The organism is Dactylosporangium sp. CS-047395 (assembly GCF_050942185.1).
In the GTDB taxonomy this organism is placed as follows: Bacteria; Actinomycetota; Actinomycetes; order Mycobacteriales; family Micromonosporaceae; genus Dactylosporangium.
Window position 1 is genome coordinate 3701887 of record NZ_CP192015.1, and the last position, 19497, is coordinate 3721383.

The following is a 19497-nucleotide window of genomic DNA, read 5'->3' on the forward strand; positions in this document are numbered from 1 at the left end:
CGGTGAGGACCATCTCACGGCGAGTTGTTCCGGATGAAACCTCGCCGAAACGCGCGATTCCTTGACTGACCGCCATCACCAACCGCCCCACCTGGGCGGATGGCCCGGTGAAGGGATGGCGGCATGGGCGAGCACGTGGCGGTCGCGATCATCGGCGGGGGACAGGCGGGCCTCGCGATGAGCTGGCACCTGCGCCGGCTCGGCGTCGACCACGTCGTGTTCGAGCGGGAGCGGGTCGGCCACGAGTGGCGGGAGCGCCGCTGGTCCTCGTTCTGCCTGGTCACGCCGAACTGGCAGTGCCGCCTGCCGGGATTCGCCTACGCCGGGGACGACCCGGACGGCTTCATGGCCGGGCCCGAGGTGGTGACGTTCCTGGAGAAGTACGCGGCCAGCTTCGACCCGCCGCTGCGCGAGGGCGTCGCCGTGCAGCGGCTGCGGCGCACCCCGGCGGGCCTGTTCGAGCTGCGCACGAGCGCCGGCCGGTGCACCGCGGACCAGGTCGTGGTGGCGACCGGGCCGTACCACCGCCCGGCCGTGCCGCGGATCGCCGAACGGCTGCCGGCGCACATCGCGCAGCTGCACTCCTCGCAGTACCGCAACCCGGAGCAGCTGCCCGAAGGTGCGGTCCTCGTCGTCGGGACCGGCCAGTCCGGCTGCCAGATCGCCGAGGATCTGCACCTCGCCGGGCGGCCCGTGCACCTGGCCGTCGGCGGGGCACCCCGCGCGGCCCGGCGCTACCGCGGGCGGGACACCCTCGCCTGGCTCGACGCGATGGGCCACTACGACCGGGGCGTCGACGAGTTCGGCGACGCCGACGAGGTGCGGGTCCGCGCGAACCACTACATGACCGGCCGCGACGGCGGGCGCGACATCGACCTGCGGCGCTTCGCGCTGGAAGGCATGCGACTGTACGGCCGGCTGCGCACCGTCGAGCGCGACCGCGCGACGTTCGCCGACGACCTCGCGGCCAACCTCGACCACGCGGACGCGGTCGCGGAGGGCATCAAGGACGCCATCGACGCCTACATCGCGCGGACCGGGCTCGAGGCGCCGGACGAGCCGCGGTACACGCCGGTCTGGCGTCCACAAGAGACGGACGCCGAGCTGCGCCTCGACGGGATCGCGGCCGTCGTGTGGAGCACCGGCTTCCACCGCGACCACCGCTGGATCGAGGTCCCGGTCTTCGACGGGCGCGGCTACCCGACCCACGAGCGCGGCGTCACCAGCTGTCCCGGCCTGTACTTCCTGGGCCTGCCCTGGCAGCACACGTGGGGCTCGGGCCGGTTCGCCGGCGTGGCCCGCGACGCGCAGTACCTCGCCGACCGGATCACGGCCACCCGCCGCCGCCAGATCACCGAGGGCGTCAGCTGGCTCGCCGGCACCCCCACCGAGACCTACCCGGACCTGGAATGGGCCGCGTGAAGGGCATCCACGACGCGCACCGGCACCTGGGCGTGCTGCCGGCCTACCCGTTCTACGGCGGCCCGCCGGTCAACCCCGACACCACCGCCCGCGCCACCATCGACGAGCTCCTCGCCGACCTCGACCGGGAGGGCACCGAGCGCGCCCTGGTGCTGCCCAACTACGGCGTCCCCGACCCCGACGTCGCCTTCGGGTTCAACGAGCTCGTGGTCGAGGCGGCCCAGCGGGACGAGCGGATCCGATGTGGACTGTGGGTGTCCGCGAAGGACAGTGACGCCGCTCGTACCGCCCGTGCGCTCACCCTCGCCGCCGAGCCCGGGGTCCGCGCGCTCAAGCTCAGCTTCCTGCTCGGCGGCAGCACCGGCGACGCCGGGCTGGAGCCGGTCTTCGCCGCCGCCCGCGCCCACGACCTCGTCGTCCACGTGCACACCTCGCCCGGTGCGGCGTCCGACATCGACCGGGTGGGCGAGCTCGTCGAGCGGTACGGCGACGACGTGCGGATCCACCTGGTGCACTTCGGCGGCGGCATGAGCGGCCACATCAAGCTCGTGGGTGGCCGCTTCTTCGACTGGATCGCGGCCGGCAAGCGGGTCTACACCGACCTGTCCTGGGCCATCGGGTTCACCCCGCGCTGGCTCGCCGCCGAGATCGACCGGCGCGGCCTCGGCCACGACCGGGTGCTGTTCGCCAGCGACGAGCCGTGGGGCGACCACGCGGGCGAGCACGCCCGGCTCCGCGCGGCCGTCGCCGGCACGGAACTGTCCGACCTCGTCTTCCAATCCAACTTCGACAAGCTCTACGGCTGAGAACAAGCGCTACGGCTGAAGGAGAACACGACATGCCCGACCTGACCGAGCTCGAAGAGAAGAGCCTCAACGAGATCCCGCACCCGGCGCTCGCCGAGGGCTCCAGCATCTACGGCGGCACCAAGGTGTTCCCCGACTACCAGGCCGAGGAGGGGCAGAGCTACTTCACGCTCGTGCACGGCATCGCGCACGAGTCCTCGGTCAGCTTCGTCGCCGTGCTGCAGGCCACCCGCGCGCTGCGCAAGGGCTTCGAGTCGGCCATCTACTTCTACGGCCCGGGCTCGCTCAACTGCCTGGCCACCCGCGGCTTCCCGACGACCGGCAACTCCGCCTTCCCGGGCGAGCACAACATCAACAACTCGCTGAAGACCTTCATCGCCGAGGGCGGCAAGGTGTACTGCTGCCGCTTCGGCCTGTCCCTGCACGGCGCCCGCGAGGAGGACCTCATCGAGGGGGTCATCCCGACGCATCCGCTGGACGTGCAGGACGCGCTCATCCACTACGCGCGCAAGGGCGCGATCATCAATTCGACGTACATGTTCTGACATGTCCCTCGACGTGCGTTCCGACCTGGCCGTGCGCGGCGTGCGGGCGACAGTCCCCGTGCGCCGCCCGGCCGGGGCCGGCCCCAGCGACGACGGCCACGTGGTCATCGACGGGCGCAACGCGGCGCTGCCGATCGACCCGGCGAGCCCCTACGAGGTCCGCGGCAACCGGGTCTGGCTCGGCGAGGCCGACACCGGCCTGTCGCTCGACGTGGTGCACCGGCCACGGTTCTACGACCTGGTCACGGCGGACGGCGTGCGGTACGAGCAGATCGCCCGCCTGCACGGCCGCGACGTCCTGGCCACGACCGTGGTGCAGACCTGCATCCGCTACGCGGAGCGGGAACGCTGCCGGTTCTGCACGATCGAGGAGTCGCTGCGATCGGGCGCGACGACCGCGGTGAAGACCCCGGCCCAGCTCGCCGAGGTGGCCGAGGCCGCGGTCCGGCTCGACGGCGTCCGGCAGATGGTGATGACCACCGGCACCACGGCCGGCCCGGACCGCGGCGCCCGCAATCTGGTCAAGGCCGTGCGCGCGGTGCTCGAAGCCGTGCCCGGGCTGCCGATCCAGGTGCAGATCGAGCCGCCCCGCGACCTGGCCGCGATCGACGAGCTGTGGGCGGCCGGCGCGGTGTCGATCGGCATCCACGCCGAGTCGCTGGACGACGAGGTGCGGCGGCGGTGGATGCCGGGCAAGGGCGCGGTGCCGATGGCCGAGTACGAGGCCGCCTGGGACCGCGCGGTCGCGGTGTTCGGCCGCAACCAGGTGTCGACCTACCTGCTCATCGGCCTGGGCGAGGACCCGGACGAGCTCGTGGCCGGTTGTGCACGGCTGATCGGGCGCGGCGTGTATCCGTTCGTGGTGCCCTTCCGGCCCATGCTCGGCACGCTTGCCCGCCGCGACGGGGTGCCCGGCCCGGCACCGTCGCTCGTGCGCGAGGTGACCGCGCGGGTGGCCGGGTTGCTGCGCGCGGCGGGCATGCTCGGCGCGGACCAGAAGGCCGGCTGCGCGGCGTGCGGGGCGTGCGGTGTGCTGCAGGCGGCCGGCGCATGACCGATCTCGTGCCGGCGCTGCTCGGGGCGCCACCGGCGCTGCTCATTCGTGAGGCGGACGACGTGCGCGACCACGCCCGGTTGCGCACCCGAGTGTTCGTCGACGAACAGCGGCTGTTCGTTCGCTCGGACCGGGACGACCGCGACGACGATCCGCGCACGATCGTGCTCGAAGCGCGCAGCCCGGACGGTGCGCTGCTCGGCGGGGTCCGGTTGGGGCCGGCCGCCGACGGGCCGGACATCGGCTGGTGGGTCGGGGGCCGCCTGGCCGTCGACGCGAGCGTGCGCGGCGCGCAGCGGATCGGACCCGCGCTCATCCGCGCGGCCTGTGCGCACGCCGAGCGCCACGGTGCGCTGCGGTTCGACGCGACCGTGCAGACCCGGTGGCAGCGGATGTTCGAACGGCTCGGCTGGCACCCCGTGCGGCCGGTCACCGTGGCCGGGCGCCCGCACACGCTCATGCGGTGGCCGATCGGGCGGATCGCCGCGCTCGCGGCCGCGACCAAGGCGCCCCTCGGCGGACTGCTGCACGGGCTGCGGCCCGGCGGGGCCGGCTTCGTCGGCGACGACGGCGCGCCCGTGCCCGGCTCGGACCTGATCGCCGCCTGCGACGCGATCCTGCCGTCCATGGTGGAGCGCGACCCGGACTGGGCCGGCTGGTGCGCGGTCCTGGTCAACGTCAACGACCTCAGCGCGATGGGGGCCACCCCGGTCGGGCTGCTCAACACGGTCGCCGGCCGGGACGCGGCGGCGGTCGGGCGCACCCTCGCCGGGCTGCGCCGGGCCGCGGACGCCTACGGGGTGCCGATCCTCGGCGGCCACACCCAGCTCGGCGTGCCGGCCGCGCTGGCCGCCACGGCGATCGGGCGGGCGGCCCACCCGGTGCCCGGCGGCGGGGGACGGCCCGGGCAGACCGTGCGGCTGACGGTGGACCTCGGCGGGGACTGGCGGCCCGGGTACCACGGCCGGCAGTGGGACTCGACCAGCCGGCGCACGGGCGAGGAGTTGCGGGCCATGCTCGGCTACGTGGCGGCGGCCCGCCCGGCCGCGGCCAAGGACGTGTCGATGGCCGGGATCGCCGGGACGCTCGGCATGCTGGCCGAGGCGAGCGGCTGCGGTGCGGTCCTCGACGTGGCCGCCGTGCCCGGACCGGCCGGCGCGACCATGGGCGACTGGCTGACCTGCTTCCCCGGCTTCGCGATGCTGACGACGCAGTCCACAAGGGACAGCCCAGCCGCACCGGCCGGGCCGGCGGTGACGGCGGCGTGCGGGGAGCTGGTGCCCGGCAGCGGGGTACGGCTGCGCTGGCCCGACGGGGAGCTGACCGAGGCCGTCCACAGTGGAGTCACGGGAATGGGGAGAGCGGCATGATTCGGATGGCGGCCGTGGCGGCGGCGTTCGACCGGGACCTGGAGGCCGATTTCGCGCGCGTCGAGGAACTGGCGGGGGCGGCGCGGGCACAGGGAGTACACCTGCTGGCTCTGCCTGAGGCTTGTCTGGGCGGCTATCTCGCGCACCTCGACGGCGGCGCCGACCAGCCGCCCGCGCTGCGCCTGGACGGGCCGGAGATCGCGCGGCTGACGGCCATCGCCGGGGACCTGGTGGTGTGCGCCGGGTATTGCGAGGACGGCGGCGACGGGACCCGGTTCAACAGCGTCGTGTGCGTCGGCGGCGGGCGCGTGCTCGGCAACCACCGCAAGGTGCACCAGCCGCTGCGCGAGAACGCCAGCTACGACTCCGGCGACTCGTTCACCGCGTTCGACACCCCGGTCGGCCGGCTCGGGCTGCTGATCTGCTACGACAAGGCGTTCCCGGAGTCGGCCCGGGACCTGGCCCTGGACGGCGCGGAGATCATCGTGTGCGTGTCGGCCTGGCCGGGCAGCCGCACCAACGCGCCCGACGACCTGGCCGAGGACCGCTGGACGCGGCGCTTCGACCTGTTCGACCGGGCCCGGGCGCTGGAGAACCAGGTGGTGTGGCTGTCGGCGAACCAGGCCGGGCGGTTCGGGTCGCTGCGGTTCGTGTGCAGCGCGAAGGTGGTCGATCCGGGCGGGGACGTGCTGGCCACGACCGGCGTCGCGGCCGGCATGGCGATCGCCGACATCGACGTCGCCGGCGCCCTCGCGGCCGCCCGCCGGTCGATGGCTCACCTGCGGGACCGGCGGCCGGACGCGTACCGTGCCCCCGTGATGAGCCAGTGACCCGCATCGCCGCCGCCGCGGCCCATTTCGGCCGCGACCTCGACCACGACCTCGGCCGCATCGGCAAGCTCATCGCCGACGCCCGGGCCGAGGGCGCGCACCTGCTCGTGCTCCCGGACGCGGCGATCGGTGGCTACCTGGCCGACCTGCGCCGGCCCGACCCGGAGGCGCTGCCGCCCGCGCTCAAGCCCGACGACCCGATCTTCGAGCAGGTCGCCGCCATGGCCCGGGAGATGGTGGTGTGCGTCGGGTTCTGCGAGGCCGACGGCGAGGAGCGCTACAACGCCGCGGTGTGCCTCACCGGCGACGGCGTGCTCGGCCGGCATCGCAAGGTGCACCTGCCGGCGGCCGAGCACATCGCGTACCGCGCCGGGGACGCCTTCGCCGCCTTCGACACCCCCGTCGGGCGGATCGGCATGCTCATCGACTACGACAAGACCTTCCCCGAGTCGGCGCGCACCCTCGCCCTCGACGGGGCCCAGATCGTCGCCTGCCTCTCCGCCTGGCCGGCCAGCATCACCAACGCCGCCCCGAAGCTCTCCCAGGACCGCCAGTCCCGCCTGTTCGACCTCTACGACTGCGCCCGCGCCGCGGAGAACCAGATCGTCGTGGTCTCCTCCAACCAGACCGGCGCCGCGGGCGGGATGCGCTTCCTCGGCCAGGCCAAGGTCGTCGGCCCGGCCGGCAACATCCTCGCCCGCACCTGGGCCAAGGCCGGGCTGGCCGTCGCCGAGCTGGACGTGGCCGGCGAGATCGCGAACGCCCGCCGGGTCCTGCGCCACCTCGACGAGCTGCGGCCGGAGGTCTACAAGCGGTGAGGATCGCGCTGCTGACCTACTCCACCCGCCCCCGCGGCGGCGTCGTGCACACCCTCGCCCTGGCCGAGGCCCTCGCCGCCGCCGGGGCCGAGGTGACGGTGTGGACCCTCGCCCGCGGCGGGGGATTCTTCCGTCCAGTCGCCCCGGGTGTACGGCAGGAGCTCGTGCCGTTCCCCGACGTCCCCGGCGAGCCGGTCGGCGCGCGCATCCTGCGGTCGATCGCGCTGCTGCGGGACGCGTTCCGGCCCGGCGACTACGACATCGTGCACGCCCAGGACTGCATCAGCGCCAACGCCGCCGACCGCTGCGTGCGCACGGTCCACCACCTCGACCAGTTCACCACCCCCGAGCTGGCCGCGTGTCACGAGCGGGCGATCGTCCGGCCCTACGCGCACGTCACCGTCTCGGCCGCGGTCGCCGCGGAGCTGCGGGCCGGCTGGGGCCTAGCCGCCACCGTCATCCCCAACGGCGTCGACGCGGCCCGCTTCGCCGCCGCCACCCCGTCCCGCACGGACCGGTACGTGCTCTCGGTCGGCGGCATCGAGCCGCGCAAGGGCTCCATCGACCTGCTGGCCGCGTATGCCGCCGCCCGCCGGGCGCTGCCGGAGCTCAAGCTGGTGATCGCGGGCGGCGAGACGCTGTTCGACTACCGCGACTACCGCGCCGCGTGGGAGGAGCGCGCCGCCGCGCTCGGCGTGGTGCCGGAGGTCCTCGGCCCGATCCCGCACGACGAGCTGCCGCCGCTGGTCGCCGGGGCGGCCGCGTTCGCGTTCCCGTCGACCAAGGAGGGGTTCGGGCTGGCCGCGCTGGAGGCCCTGGCCGCCGGGGTGCCCGTGGTGGTGCGCGACCTGCCCGTCCTGCGCGAGGTGTTCGGCGCCGCCGTGCGCTACGGCCACGACCCGGCGACGCTGGGCGCGGCGCTGGTCGAGGCGGTCCGCGGCGGCCCGGTCCGCTCGGCGCTGCCGTTCGGCTACACCTGGGAGGCGGCGGCCCGGCGGCACCTGGCGCTGTACGAGACGCTAAACTGAGCACACGGCGGTGGGGCCCGCCGACCCTCAGGGTGAACCGCGACGACGCCAACGGTCCCTCCCATGCCAACCGGGAGGAGTGTCCGTGGACCCCGATGTCGATCTCCATGTGCCGGCCCAGCGGGCCGAGCTGCGCCCCAGCCCGTGGCCCGTGCTCGGCGCCATCTCGGCCGGCGGCGCCATCGGCGCCCTGTCCCGCTACGGCGTCGCGCTGGCCTGGCCGCACGCGCCCGGCGGCTTCCCGTGGTCGACGTTCGTCATCAACGTGACGGGCTGCCTGCTCATCGGCGCGCTCATGGTCGTCGTCACCGAGGTGGTGACCGGCAGGCCGCTGCTGCGACCGTTCGCCGGGGTCGGGATCCTCGGCGGGTACACCACGTTCTCCACCTACGTCGTCGACGTCCACCAGACCGCGGTGGCCGGTGCGCCCTGGACCGCGCTCGGCTATCTCGCCGCGACCCTCGTCGGCGCGCTCCTGGCCGTGTGGACCGGCAGCGCGCTCACCTCCGCCGTGGTCCGGCGGGTGGCGCGGTGACGCTGCTGCTGATCGCGCTCGGGGCGGCGGTCGGGGCACCGGCGCGGTACCTGACCGACCGCTTCGTACAGTCGAAGCACGACTCGGCGTTCCCTTGGGGCACGCTGACCGTCAACGTGTTCGGCTCGCTGCTGCTGGGCCTGCTCGCCGGGCTGCCCGCTTCCGCTTTCTGGAGCGCGCTGCTCGGCACCGGCTTCTGCGGGGCGCTGACCACGTACTCCACGTTCAGCTACGAGACGCTGCGGCTGGCCCGGACCGGCGCCCGGTTCGCCGCGGCGATGAACGTGCTCGCCTCCCTGCTGGCCGGGCTGTGCGCCGCCGCGCTCGGGTTCCTGCTGGCGTCGGCGTTCGCCGGGTAGTTTCCGTGCTGTGTGCCGCATGGTACTGTGTGGCGCATGGTAAGCGGGGACGTCTACGAGAAGCTCGAGCAGGAGCTGCGCCGGGGCGTCGTCGTGCTCGCGGTGCTCTCCCAGCTGCGCGAGCTGCGCTACGGCTACGAGCTGCGCCAGTCGCTCGGCGAGCGCGGCCTGCCGATCGAGGAGGGCACGCTGTACCCGCTGCTGCGCCGGTTGGAGGCGCAGGGCGTGCTGAGCAGCGAGTGGCGGACCGCGGAGGGCAAGCCGCGGCGGTACTACAAGCTCAGCGCCGAGGGGCTGACGCTGTACGAGCGGCTGACCGGCTCCTGGCGCGGGCTCAACGATGCGATGGGGCAACTGCTGGAGAGCGGAGCGTCGTCATGACCACCGAAGCCATGACCACCGAAGACCTGATTGAACGCTACGTCGCCGACGTCGTCGCGCTCCTGCCGCGCGGCCAGCGCCACGATGTGGCCCTGGAGCTGCGGGCCCTGCTGCACGAGGAGGCCGGCGACGCGGCGGACGTGCCGGACCTGCTGCGCCGGTTCGGGCATCCGGCGGAGGTGGCGGCCCGGTACGGTACCCCCGTCGCCCTGATCGATCCCGTGGACACCCGCCGCTTCCTCACCCTGGCCGCGGGCGGCACCGTGATCATCCAGCTGGGCGCGTTCCTGGGTGAGCTGATCAAGCCGGTCCGCGACTTCCGCGGCGCCGCCGACGACGCCTGGCCGGTCGTGTTCGCCTGGCTGGGGATGCTGTTCGCGGTGTTCGCGGCCAGGTCGTGGTGGCGCCGCCGGCATCCCGCGCGCTGGCGGCCCCGTCCGCTGCCGACCGACCGGATCAACCGCACCGGCCGGCTCTTCGCCGTGGCTTTCTATCTTTTGGGTACCGTCGTTCTCCTCGATCCCGCCGCCGCACTGCGCATCGTCACCGGGGGACGCGCGGCGCAGGCGGCCTACGACGCGTTCGCCTACGATCCGGCGTTTCTGCGGTACCGCGGGCCGGTGCTCCTGACGCTGCTGCTCAGCGGCATCGCGCTGCAGATCGTGCTCGCCTGGCTGGGCCGCTGGCGGGCACCGCTGCAGACCGCCGATCTCGTGTACAGCCTGGCGCTCGCGGCCGGCCTGACGTGGATCATCGCCACCCCGATCTTCACCGCGGGCCCGACGGACGAGCTGATGCGGGAGGCGTGCGCCCTGACCGTGCTCGGTGCGCTGATCGACCTCGGCCTGCGGGTCCGCCGCCTGAGTGTCACCCATGCCCTCGCGGCCTCACACCACGGTGGGCGGGGCGGCGGCGAGGTCCAGGGGTAATTCGGCGGCGACCTTGGTGCCGGCGCCCGGCGGGCTGGTGATCGTGATGGCGCCGCCCAGGGCCTGGACGCGGTCGGTCAGGCCGACCAGGCCCGAGCCGCGCGCCTGGTCGGCCCCGCCGGCGCCGTTGTCGCGCACCGACAGCTGCAGCCGGTCGCCCTCCACCCGCGCCTCGGCCTGCACCAGCTCCGCGTCGGCGTGCTTCGCCGCGTTGGCGAAGGACTCGGCGGCGACGTAGTACGCCGCCACCTCCACCGGCTCCGGCAGCCGCCCGGGCAGGTCGATGCGCAGCTCCACCGGCAGGTGGCAGCGGCGGGCCAGGGCCTTGAGCGCCGGGCCCAGCCCGCTGTCGGTGAGGATCGGCGGGTGGATGCCGCGGGAGATCTCCCGCAGGTCGTCGAGCACCGCGGTGAGCCGCTCGATGGCGGTCGACAGCCCGCGGCGCACCCGCGGCAGCTCGGCCGGGACCTCCTCCTCGGTCGCCCGCAGCCCCATCGCGATCGTCACCAGGTGCTGCTGGACCCCGTCGTGCAGGTTCCGCTCGATCTGCCGGCGGGCCTGGTCGGCCGCGACCACCACCCGGGCCCGGGAGCGCGACAGGTCCGCGCGCGCCTGCGCGGTGGCGATCGTGGTCGCGATGAGCTCGGTCGAGTCGGCCAGCCGCTGCTCGGCGTCGGGCGGCAGCGGCCGGTCGCTGGTCACGGTGGCCGCGACCACCCCCCACAGCCGCCCGTCGACCCGCACCGGCGCCCCGACGGCGGCCCGGGCGTGATGCGCGTGCAGGTGATGGGCGAGCGAGCCGTCGACGCCCGCGTAGTCGTCCATCCGGGCGGCCCGGCCGGTGCGCCGCACCCGGGCCGTGACGCTGTCGCCGTCGAGCGGGATGGTCGCGCCGACCGGCAGGCCGACGTGGCCGGTGCCCCAGGCGGCGACCACCGTGCCCCGCGGCACCCGGTCCGCCCGCACGGCCGCGCGACCGGTCCCGCCGTCGTCGTATCGCACGATGTGCACCTCGTCGGTGCCGACGAGCCGGCCCAGTTCGGCCGCGACCGCGTTCAGGGTCTCGGCGGGGCGGGCACCCTGGGCGATCCCGGTGGCGATCCGGCGGAGGGAGGCCTGCATGCGGCCGTACCGCATCAGCTGGGCGACGCTGTGCCGCATCGAGCCGCTCATCGTGTTGAACACCCGGGACAGGCGGCCGACCTCGCCGGCCCCGTCCTCCGGCACGCTGGCGTCCAGGTCGCCGTCGGCGAGCCGGCCCGCCATCGCCGCGGCCCGCCGGACGGGGCGGACGACGGAGCGGTGGAGGTACGCGATGAGGCCCGCCCCCACCACGACGGACGCCACGGTGCCGGCGACCACCGCCACCGCCGCGACCCGGGCGAGCGAGCGGGCGTCGTGCTCGTGCTCGGCCGCCCGGTCCTTGTCCGCATTGGCCAGCCCGTCGAGCTCGGCCCGCAGGTGGGCGACGGTCCGGTCACCCTCCCGCACGGCGGCCGGGTCCGTCCGGTGCGCCGCGTGGTCGCGCAGGTAGGCGTCGCTGTCGCGGGTGAGCGTGCGGATCTGCTCGGCCTGGGCCGGGTCGCGCATGTGCCCGTGCAGCACGGTGATCCCGCCGGTGAGCCGGTCCCGCTGCTGCGCCCAGTCCGCCAGCATCCGCTCGTCGTGGGTGACGAGATAGCCCCGCTCGGTGCGGTCGAGGTCCAGCAGCATCTGCTCCACCCCGCCGGCCGCCTCGTCGAGCCACTCGGCCCGCGCCGTGTACCTGTCCGCCGTCCGCTGCTCGGCGACGGCGGCGAGCACGACGGTGGCCACCCCGCCCATCGCCAGCAGGTACAGCAGCAACCCGCCGACGAGCCGGGCCATGAGTCCCCCTTGCATAAGCGTCTGACTTCCCCGGATACGAGGTGATTGGGGCGATTCTTGTAGGTATGTACGGGGCGAGCTAGGTTCGCCGCATGCGTCGCCGCCACCTCTTGCAGCTCTCCGCCGCCGGTACCGTCGCCGTCTCCACCCGGGGCCTGCTCGACTCCCCGCGCACGGCCTTCCCCTCGTCCTTCGCCTGGGGCGCCGCAACGTCGGCATACCAGATCGAGGGCGCGGCGCGGGACGACGGCCGTGGCCCCTCGGTCTGGGACGTCTTCGCCCACCAGCCCGGCCGCATCCGCAACGGGGACACCGGCGACGTGGCCGCCGACCACTACCACCGCTACGTCCAGGACCTCGACCTGATGCGGGATCTGGGCCTGCAGTCGTACCGCTTCTCGGTCTCCTGGCCCCGCGTCCTGCCCACCGGCCGCGGCACCGTGAACGCCAAGGGCCTGGACTTCTACCAGCGCCTGGTCGACGGCCTGCTGGAGCGCGACATCGCCCCGGTCGTCACCCTGTTCCACTGGGACACCCCGCAGGCCCTGCAGGACCAGGGCGGCGGCTGGGAGAACCGCGACTGCGCCAAGTGGTTCGCCGACTACGCCGCCGTGATGTTCAAGGCCCTGGGCGACCGCGTCCCGACCTGGCTGACGCTGAACGAGCCGAAGACCGTGGTCGACGTCGGGTACACCGCGGGAACGCACGCCCCCGGCAAGCGCGACCGCAACCTGGCCAACGTCGTCGGCCACCACCTGCTGCTGGGCCACGGCCTCGCGGTGCAGGCCCTGCGCGCCACCACGTCGAAGTCCCGCATCGGCGCGGCCCTGAGCCTGTCCCCGACGTACCCGGCCGATGCTTCGGCCGCGGCCGCCCACCAGGCCGCGGTATCGGACGGCGAGGAGAACCGCCGCTGGCTGGACCCGCTGTTCAAGGGCCGCTACCCCCAGGACTGGCTGGCGTCCCAGGCCCCGGACGCCCCGATCCGCAAGGCGATCCGGGGCGGCGACCTGGCCGTCATCAGCGCCCAGAACGACGTGCTGGGGGTCAACTACTACGGAACAACCCACGTCACCGGTACGGGCGCCAGAGTCTTCGTCCACCCCACGTCCCAGGCCACGTGGCAGGAAATCTCCCCCGACGGCCTGTACGACCTGCTGACCCGCATCAAACGCGACTACGGCGACGTCCCGCTGACGGTGACCGAGAACGGCATGGCCACCACGAACCCGCTGCGCGACGACGACCGGATCACGTTCCTGCGCAACCACTTCGCGGCCGCCCACCGCGCGATCCAGTCGAACGTGAAGCTGGAGAGTTTCCACGTCTGGTCGCTGATGGACAACTTCGAATGGGCGGAGGGGTACACCCAGCGCTGGGGCCTGGTGAACGTCGACTTCGCCTCACAACGCCGCACCCACAAGGCCAGCGCCGACTGGTACAAGAAGGTCATCGCCGGCAACGCCATCGACGCCTGACCGTTGCCCGTGCGCATCGTGTCAACTAAGGTTGACGCATGGCGCTCCGGGGGATCAACTACGACGTCGGGACGCGGACCGGGCGGTACCTGTCGCGGGTGGCGTTCGACCTCGACGAGACCCGCCGGGATCTCACGGTCATCCGCGACGAGCTGCACTGCGATGCCGTCCGCGTCTCCGGGACGGACAGTCAGCGGTTGCTCGCGGCCACGGAGATCGCGCTGGAGCTGGGGCTCGAGGTCTGGCTGTCGCCCCAGGTGCACGACGCCGACGCCGACGAGACCCTCGCCAACGCCGTTGCGCTGGCGCGGGCGGCGGAGGAGCTCGGCAGCCGGCGGATCGTGTTCCTCGTCGGGTGTGAGTTGACGTTGTTCATGCGGGGGATTCTCAAGGGCGACACGCTCGCGGAACGGCTCAGACCGCAGCAGTTGCTCCGCATGCGGCTGCTCGGGGCGCACAACAAGCCGCTCAACGCGTTCCTCGGCAAGGCCGCGCGGGAAGTGCGGGCCGTGTTCGACGGGCGGGTGTCCTACGCCTCCGCGCCCATCGAGAAGGTGGACTGGGCGCCGTTCGACTTCGTCTGTGTGGACACCTACCGGGGGAAGCGGAACCGGGACGACTTCGGGGAGCGGTTCCGGAGGCACCTCGCGTACGGGAAGCCCGTCTACGCGACCGAGGTCGGGTGCTGCGCCTACCGCGGGGCCGAGGAGCGCGGGGCCATGGCGTGGGCGATCCTCGGGCCGGACGGCGAGACGCTCAACGGGCACTACGAGCGTGACGAGGAGCTCCAGGCCCGCGAAGTGCTCGACCTGCTGCGCATCCTGGACGCCGAAGGCGCCGCGGGGGCGTTCGTGTTCACGTTTGCGGCGCCCCAGCTTCCGTACCGCGCGGACGACCCGGTGCGGGATCTCGACCTGGCCTCGTACGCGGTGGTGCGGACCTTCGATGACGGGCACTGGGAGCCGAAGCGGCTCTTCCACGGGCTCGCCGCCCGTAACGGCCCGAGGGCAGGCCAGGACCGGCCGTAGGCTAAATTCGGACGGTGAGCACTTCCGAGGTACGCACCCGCATCGCCCCGTCGCCGACCGGGGATCCGCACGTCGGGACCGCGTACGCCGCGCTGTTCAACGAGGCGTTCGCGCGCAAGCACGGCGGCGAGTTCATCCTGCGCATCGAGGACACCGACCGCACGCGCTACATCGAGGGCAGCGAGGAGCAGGTCTTCGACACCCTGCACTGGCTCGGGTTCGCCTGGGACCAGGGGCCGGACGTCGGCGGGCCCGCCGCGCCCTACCGGCAGTCCGAGCGGCTGCCCAGCTACCGCGAAGTCGCCGAGCGCCTCGTCGCCGACGGACACGCCTACCAGTGCTGGTGCTCGTCGGAGCGGCTCACCCAGATGCGCACCCGCCAGCAGCAGCTGAAGATCCCCACCGGGTACGACCGGATGTGCTACGGCAAGACCCGCGAGGAGCGCGCCGAGCTGCCCGGGTTCACCGACGTGCCGGTGATCCGCATGCTGGTGCCGGCCGACGCCAAGATCTCGTTCGAGGATCTCATCCGCGGCAAGATCACCCCGCCGGAGCCGGACGACCAGGTCATCCTGAAGGCCGACGGGTTCCCGACCTACCACCTGGCCGTGGTCGTCGACGACAACGCGATGGGCGTCACCCACGTCATCCGCGGCGAGGAGTGGATCAGCTCCACGGCCAAGCACATCCTGCTGTACGGCTGGCTCGGCTGGACCCCGCCGATCTACGCGCACATGCCGCTGCTGCGCAACATCGACCGCTCGAAGATCTCCAAGCGCAAGAACCCGGCGGCGCGGCTCAAGTGGTTCCAGGAGGAGGGGTACCTCCCGGAGGCGCTCGTCAACTTCCTGGCTCTCATGGGCTACTCGATGCCGGACGGGCGGGAGATCTTCACGTTCGACGAGATGGTGGAGTCCTTCGACTTCGCCCGCGTCAACCCGGTCGGGCCGGTCTTCGACATCGACAAGCTGAACTGGCTCAACGGTCACTACCTGCGCACCCTGGACGACGACGCGTTCCTTCGGGCCGCCGAGCCGTTCCTGCCGGCCGGGTTGACGAGCGAGGACGTGCGCTCACTGGTCGTACCGTTGCGGGAACGGACCAAGAAGCTCGCCGAGCTGCCGGAGCAGCTGGAGTGGCTCGCGGCCGACACGGTGACGGTCCAGCCGGCCGACCTGGCCAAGCACGGCCTGCCCGCCGACGACGCGCGCGCGGTGCTGGAGGCGTTCGCGAAGAACCTCGAGCAGCTCGACCCGTTCGAGAAGGAGCAGATCACCGCCACCCTCGACCGCGTCGTGGCCGAGTCCGGGTCCAACCGGCGCCGCTCGTTCATGACGGCCCGCCTGGCCCTCGTCGGCAAGCCCGTCTCGCCGCCGCTGGACGACACGATGGTGGCCCTCGGCGCCGAGCGCACCGCCGCCCGCCTGCGCCAGGCGGCGGCGTCCATCGAGGGCTGAGCAACGATCCGATTGGGACCGTCCGGCGTGGGTAACCCCGAGTCACCCCGTCCGGACGTGCCCAGGAGGAGACCGCGATGATCGAGGATGCCATCGGATCGTCGCTGGCGCGGTGCGTTCCGGTCGCCAAGGCGGAGTTCGCCGAGCGGTACTGGGACCGCCGCCCCCTGCTGACCCCCGCCCACGGCGACTATCGCGACCTGCTCTCCCTCGACGGCGTCGACGAGCTGCTCGGCGGCCGGGCCCTGCGCACCCCGTTCGTGCGGATGGCCAAGGACGGCCACGTCATCCCGGCCGCCCGCTACACCGGCAGCGGCGGGGCCGGGGCCGAGGTGGCCGACCAGGTCCACGACGAGAAGGTCCTCGCCCTGCTGGCCGACGGGGCCACCCTGGTCCTGCAGGGCCTGCACCGCATGTGGCCCCCGCTGGTCGCGTTCGCCACCCTGCTGCGCCAGGAGCTCGGCACGCCGGTCCAGATCAACGCGTACCTCACCCCGCCCGACAGCCGCGGCTTCGACCCCCACTACGACACCCACGGCGTGTTCGTCCTGCAGGTCAGCGGGCGCAAGCGGTGGCGGGTGCACGCGCCCGTGCTCGACGCGCCGGTGCCCCGCCAGCCGTGGGGCGGCGTGGCCGAGGAGGTCGCCGCGGCCGCCGGCGCCGAGCCCGCGATCGATGCGGTCCTCGCCCCCGGCGACGCGCTGTACCTGCCCCGCGGGTGGGTGCACGCGGCGACGACCGAGGGGGAGTGGTCGCTGCACCTGACCGTCGGCATCCACGCCCCGACCCGGCTCACGCTCGTCGACGCGCTCGCCCGCCTCGCCGTGACCGCGCCGGCGCTGCGGGCCGGGCTGCCGATGGGCCTCGACCCGGCCGACGCCAAGTCCGTCGCCCCGGCCCTGGCCGAGACGGTCGCCGCCCTGCACGAGTGGCTCGACACGCTCACGCCCGAGGACCTCGCGGCCGAGCTGCGCCGGGACGCGTGGGCGGGTGCCCGGCCGGCCCCGCTGCGCCCGGTCGCCCAGGCCGCCGCCCTGTCCGGCCTCGGCCCGGATGTCCTGGTCACGGTCCGGCCCGGGCTGCCGTTCCGGCTGGACGATCCCGCGGGCGGGCGGGTCGCGGTACACCTGCCGGACCGGACTTTGCACCTGCCCGAGTCCTGCGCCGACGCGTTGCGCACCGTGCTGGACGGCCGCCCGCACCGCATCGGTGACCTCCCGGGACTCGACGACGACGACCGGAAGGTCCTCGCCCGCCGGCTGCTGCGCGAGGCCGCGCTCGTGTTGGCCTAACTCACAGGCACCGCGCCTCAGCTGGGCCGGGTGCGCGCCGATCTGACGCACGTGAATCGGACCCGGCTCGCCGTCGTGGCCGGGATCGTGCTGCTCGCCGCGGCCGAGGCCGGTCTGCATCTCGGTGGCGCCACCATGCTGCGCATCTACAGCGTCTGCATGATGGTGCTGACCGCGGGCGGCGCCGCCTGGCACGCCGGCTACGCCTGGCGCCGGCGCGGCCGGGTGCCCCGCGTCTGGTGGCTCACCGCCGCCGGGCTGGCCTGCTGGGCCTGCGGCGAGTGGACGGTCGGCGTTCCCACGCTCCTCACCGGTACCGCCGGTGTCCACAGCAACCTCGCCGACATCACCAACTTCTGCGCGCTCGCCCTCGCCGTCATCGCGATGGTCAGCGTGCCGACCGCGCCCCGCACCGCCGCCGGCAAGGCCCGGATGACGCTCGACGGGCTGGTCGCGGTCAGCGCCTTCTTCGGCATCGCCTGGCTGCTCATCCTGGGCCCGCTGACCCGGGTCACCGGCGACTCCGTGGGCGCGATGGTCGACCTGGCCTACCCGCTCGGCGCGATCGCCGTGCTGTCCACGGGCTTCACCGTGCTGGCCGGGCAGCCGGTCCGTCGCGGCAACGCGCTCACCGTGATGAGCGGCGGCGTGGTCGTGCTCACCGCCACCCTGCTGGTCGAGGTCGCGGCCTGGGCGGCGGACAACGGCGACTGGTACGAGCCGTGGACCCGCGGCGGCTACGTGCTCGCGGTCGCGCTGCTGGCCGTCGCCCCGCTCCTGCCGCTGCCGGAGCACACCGAGGCGGTAGCCCGGGCCGAGGCCACGGCGACGTCGGGTTCGGCGCTGCCGTACCTGCCGGTGGCGGGCCTGGTCGCCGTCGTCGCGCACACGGCGACCCGCGGCCGGCTGGACCCCGAGGTGGTGATTGCGGCCGTCGTCATGCTTTTCGGTGTACTCGGCCGCCAGTTCCTCGCGCTGCGCTCGAACGCCGCCCTGGCCCGCGATCTGGACCGGGAGCGGGCCCGGTTCGCGCACGACGCGGTGCACGACCCGCTGACCGGGCTGCCGAACCGGGCCGGGCTGCAGGCCGCGCTCGACACCGCCGGCCCGGGCGCGACCCTGCTGCTGGTCGACCTCGACGGCTTCAAGGCGGTCAACGACACGCGCGGGCACGCGGCCGGCGACGAACTGCTGCGGGAGACCGCGCGGCGGCTTCGGGCGGCGACCGTTCCCCTGGGCGACGGGGCGACCCCGGCCCGGCTCGGCGGCGACGAGTTCGCCGTCCTGATTTCCAGTGCCGGCAGCGGTACCGCCCTAGCCCGCGACATCCTCGCCCGGTTCTCGGCCCCGGTGCGCCTCACCGACGGCCACGTCGAGCTGCGGGCCAGCATCGGCGTGGCCGGGGCCCGCTCCGGCGGCGACGGCGAGACCCTCCTGCGCGACGCCGACGCCGCCCTCTACCAGGCCAAGGAGCTCGACAAGGGCGGCTACCGGATCTTCGACGACGAGCTCGCGGCCCGCCTGCAGCAGCGGCGGATGCTGGAGGAGGACCTGCGCGCGGCGGTCCCCGGCGGTCAGCTGCGTCTCGTGTACCAGCCGATCGTCGACCTCGCCGCCGGCGGTACCGTCGGCGCGGAGGCCCTGGTGCGCTGGCAGCATCCGCGCCTCGGCCTCGTCGCCCCGGACCAGTTCCTGCCGGCCGCCCGCGCCGCCGGGCTGCTGCCGGCCGTCGACCGCTGGGTGCTCGCCGAGGCGGTCACCGCGCTGGCCGCGCACCGGGCCGTCGAGCCCGACCACCACGTGCACGTCAACGTCTCGGCCGAGTACCTGGCCGCGGGTACCCTGGCCGCCGACGTCCGCCGGGAGCTGACCGCGGCCGGCCTGCCCGCCGACGCCCTGGTGATCGAGGTCACCGAGACGGCCCTGGTGGACAACCTGGACGCGGCCGCCCGGAGCCTCGGCGAGCTGCGCCGGCTCGGGGTCCGGGTGGCCCTGGACGACTTCGGCGTCGGGTACTCCTCCCTGTCCTACCTGCGCCGCCTGCCCGTCGACATCATCAAGATCGACCGCTCGTTCGTGCGCGACCTGGACGGCGTGGACGGCTCCGCGGTGCTCGTCGAAGCCATCGTCGGGCTCGCCCACGGCCTGGGCCTGACCTGCGTCGCCGAGGGCGTCGAGGACGAGGGGCAGGCGGCCCGGCTGCGCGCGCTGCACTGCGGGCAGGCCCAGGGCTACCTGTTCGCGCGCCCGCAGCCGTCGATGCCTCGGTCGAGCCTCCGGGTCTGAGCGATTATCCTGG

The 19497-nt window shown here is 73.9% G+C and carries 18 protein-coding genes; 17 read left to right on the forward strand and 1 reads right to left on the reverse strand.

Going from position 1 to position 19497, the window contains the following annotated elements; translation table 11 throughout:
* Positions 1–123 precede the first annotated feature (123 nt).
* From ACQP00_RS17405 to ACQP00_RS17460, 12 genes are all read left to right on the forward strand, one after another.
* The gene (locus ACQP00_RS17405; protein WP_433220235.1) at positions 124–1422 is read left to right on the forward strand and encodes an MSMEG_0569 family flavin-dependent oxidoreductase; all 1299 of its coding nucleotides are present in this window, start codon (positions 124–126) and stop codon (positions 1420–1422) included.
* Entirely contained in the window at positions 1419–2228 is an 810-nt protein-coding gene (locus ACQP00_RS17410; RefSeq protein ID WP_433220237.1) for an amidohydrolase family protein, read from the forward strand. The genes ACQP00_RS17405 and ACQP00_RS17410 overlap by 4 nt, the downstream gene beginning before the upstream one ends.
* 32 nt (positions 2229–2260) lie before the next feature.
* On the forward strand, positions 2261–2773 hold the full coding sequence (locus ACQP00_RS17415; RefSeq protein WP_433220239.1) for an MSMEG_0572/Sll0783 family nitrogen starvation response protein: 513 nt from the start codon (positions 2261–2263) through the stop codon (positions 2771–2773).
* 1 nt (position 2774) lies between these two features.
* A complete protein-coding gene (locus ACQP00_RS17420) occupies positions 2775–3827 on the forward strand; it encodes an MSMEG_0568 family radical SAM protein (RefSeq protein ID WP_433220241.1) in 1053 nt (350 codons plus the stop codon).
* The gene (locus tag ACQP00_RS17425; RefSeq protein WP_433220243.1) at positions 3824–5197 is read left to right on the forward strand and encodes an MSMEG_0567/sll0787 family protein; all 1374 of its coding nucleotides are present in this window, start codon (positions 3824–3826) and stop codon (positions 5195–5197) included. The genes ACQP00_RS17420 and ACQP00_RS17425 overlap by 4 nt, the downstream gene beginning before the upstream one ends.
* On the forward strand, positions 5194–6027 hold the full coding sequence (locus ACQP00_RS17430) for a carbon-nitrogen hydrolase family protein (RefSeq protein WP_433220245.1): 834 nt from the start codon (positions 5194–5196) through the stop codon (positions 6025–6027). Before ACQP00_RS17425 ends, ACQP00_RS17430 begins: the two co-directional genes overlap by 4 nt.
* Positions 6024–6845, forward strand: a complete 822-nt coding sequence (locus ACQP00_RS17435; protein ID WP_433220247.1) for a carbon-nitrogen hydrolase family protein — start codon at positions 6024–6026, stop codon at positions 6843–6845. The genes ACQP00_RS17430 and ACQP00_RS17435 overlap by 4 nt, the downstream gene beginning before the upstream one ends.
* The gene (locus ACQP00_RS17440) at positions 6842–7873 is read left to right on the forward strand and encodes an MSMEG_0565 family glycosyltransferase (RefSeq protein WP_433220249.1); all 1032 of its coding nucleotides are present in this window, start codon (positions 6842–6844) and stop codon (positions 7871–7873) included. The genes ACQP00_RS17435 and ACQP00_RS17440 overlap by 4 nt, the downstream gene beginning before the upstream one ends.
* An 85-nt stretch (positions 7874–7958) precedes the next feature.
* Entirely contained in the window at positions 7959–8408 is a 450-nt protein-coding gene (locus tag ACQP00_RS17445; RefSeq protein WP_433220251.1) for a fluoride efflux transporter FluC, read from the forward strand.
* The gene (crcB, locus tag ACQP00_RS17450) at positions 8405–8767 is read left to right on the forward strand and encodes a fluoride efflux transporter CrcB (protein ID WP_433220253.1); all 363 of its coding nucleotides are present in this window, start codon (positions 8405–8407) and stop codon (positions 8765–8767) included. Before ACQP00_RS17445 ends, crcB begins: the two co-directional genes overlap by 4 nt.
* Positions 8768–8803: 36 nt before the next feature.
* Entirely contained in the window at positions 8804–9148 is a 345-nt protein-coding gene (locus tag ACQP00_RS17455) for a PadR family transcriptional regulator (RefSeq protein ID WP_433220255.1), read from the forward strand.
* The gene (locus tag ACQP00_RS17460; protein ID WP_433220257.1) at positions 9145–10077 is read left to right on the forward strand and encodes an HAAS signaling domain-containing protein; all 933 of its coding nucleotides are present in this window, start codon (positions 9145–9147) and stop codon (positions 10075–10077) included. The genes ACQP00_RS17455 and ACQP00_RS17460 overlap by 4 nt, the downstream gene beginning before the upstream one ends.
* Here the strand turns inward: ACQP00_RS17460 and ACQP00_RS17465 are convergent.
* On the reverse strand, positions 10036–11943 hold the full coding sequence (locus ACQP00_RS17465; RefSeq protein WP_433220258.1) for a HAMP domain-containing protein: 1908 nt from the start codon (positions 11941–11943) through the stop codon (positions 10036–10038). The genes ACQP00_RS17460 and ACQP00_RS17465 overlap by 42 nt on opposite strands.
* 92 nt (positions 11944–12035) lie before the next feature.
* On the opposite strand from ACQP00_RS17465, the gene ACQP00_RS17470 reads away from it, so the two are divergent.
* The 5 genes from ACQP00_RS17470 (at position 12036) to ACQP00_RS17490 (ending at position 19484) form a co-directional block, all read left to right on the forward strand.
* The gene (locus ACQP00_RS17470; RefSeq protein WP_433220260.1) at positions 12036–13421 is read left to right on the forward strand and encodes a GH1 family beta-glucosidase; all 1386 of its coding nucleotides are present in this window, start codon (positions 12036–12038) and stop codon (positions 13419–13421) included.
* A 38-nt stretch (positions 13422–13459) separates the two neighbouring features.
* Complete coding sequence (locus ACQP00_RS17475; protein WP_433220262.1) at positions 13460–14449, forward strand: hypothetical protein; 990 nt, start codon at positions 13460–13462, stop codon at positions 14447–14449.
* A 14-nt stretch (positions 14450–14463) separates the two neighbouring features.
* Complete coding sequence (gltX, locus tag ACQP00_RS17480; RefSeq protein WP_433220263.1) at positions 14464–15906, forward strand: glutamate--tRNA ligase; 1443 nt, start codon at positions 14464–14466, stop codon at positions 15904–15906.
* 77 nt (positions 15907–15983) lie between these two features.
* Positions 15984–17198, forward strand: a complete 1215-nt coding sequence (locus ACQP00_RS17485) for a cupin domain-containing protein (protein ID WP_433220265.1) — start codon at positions 15984–15986, stop codon at positions 17196–17198.
* 30 nt (positions 17199–17228) lie between these two features.
* Entirely contained in the window at positions 17229–19484 is a 2256-nt protein-coding gene (locus tag ACQP00_RS17490) for a putative bifunctional diguanylate cyclase/phosphodiesterase (RefSeq protein WP_433220267.1), read from the forward strand.
* Positions 19485–19497 lie beyond the last annotated feature (13 nt).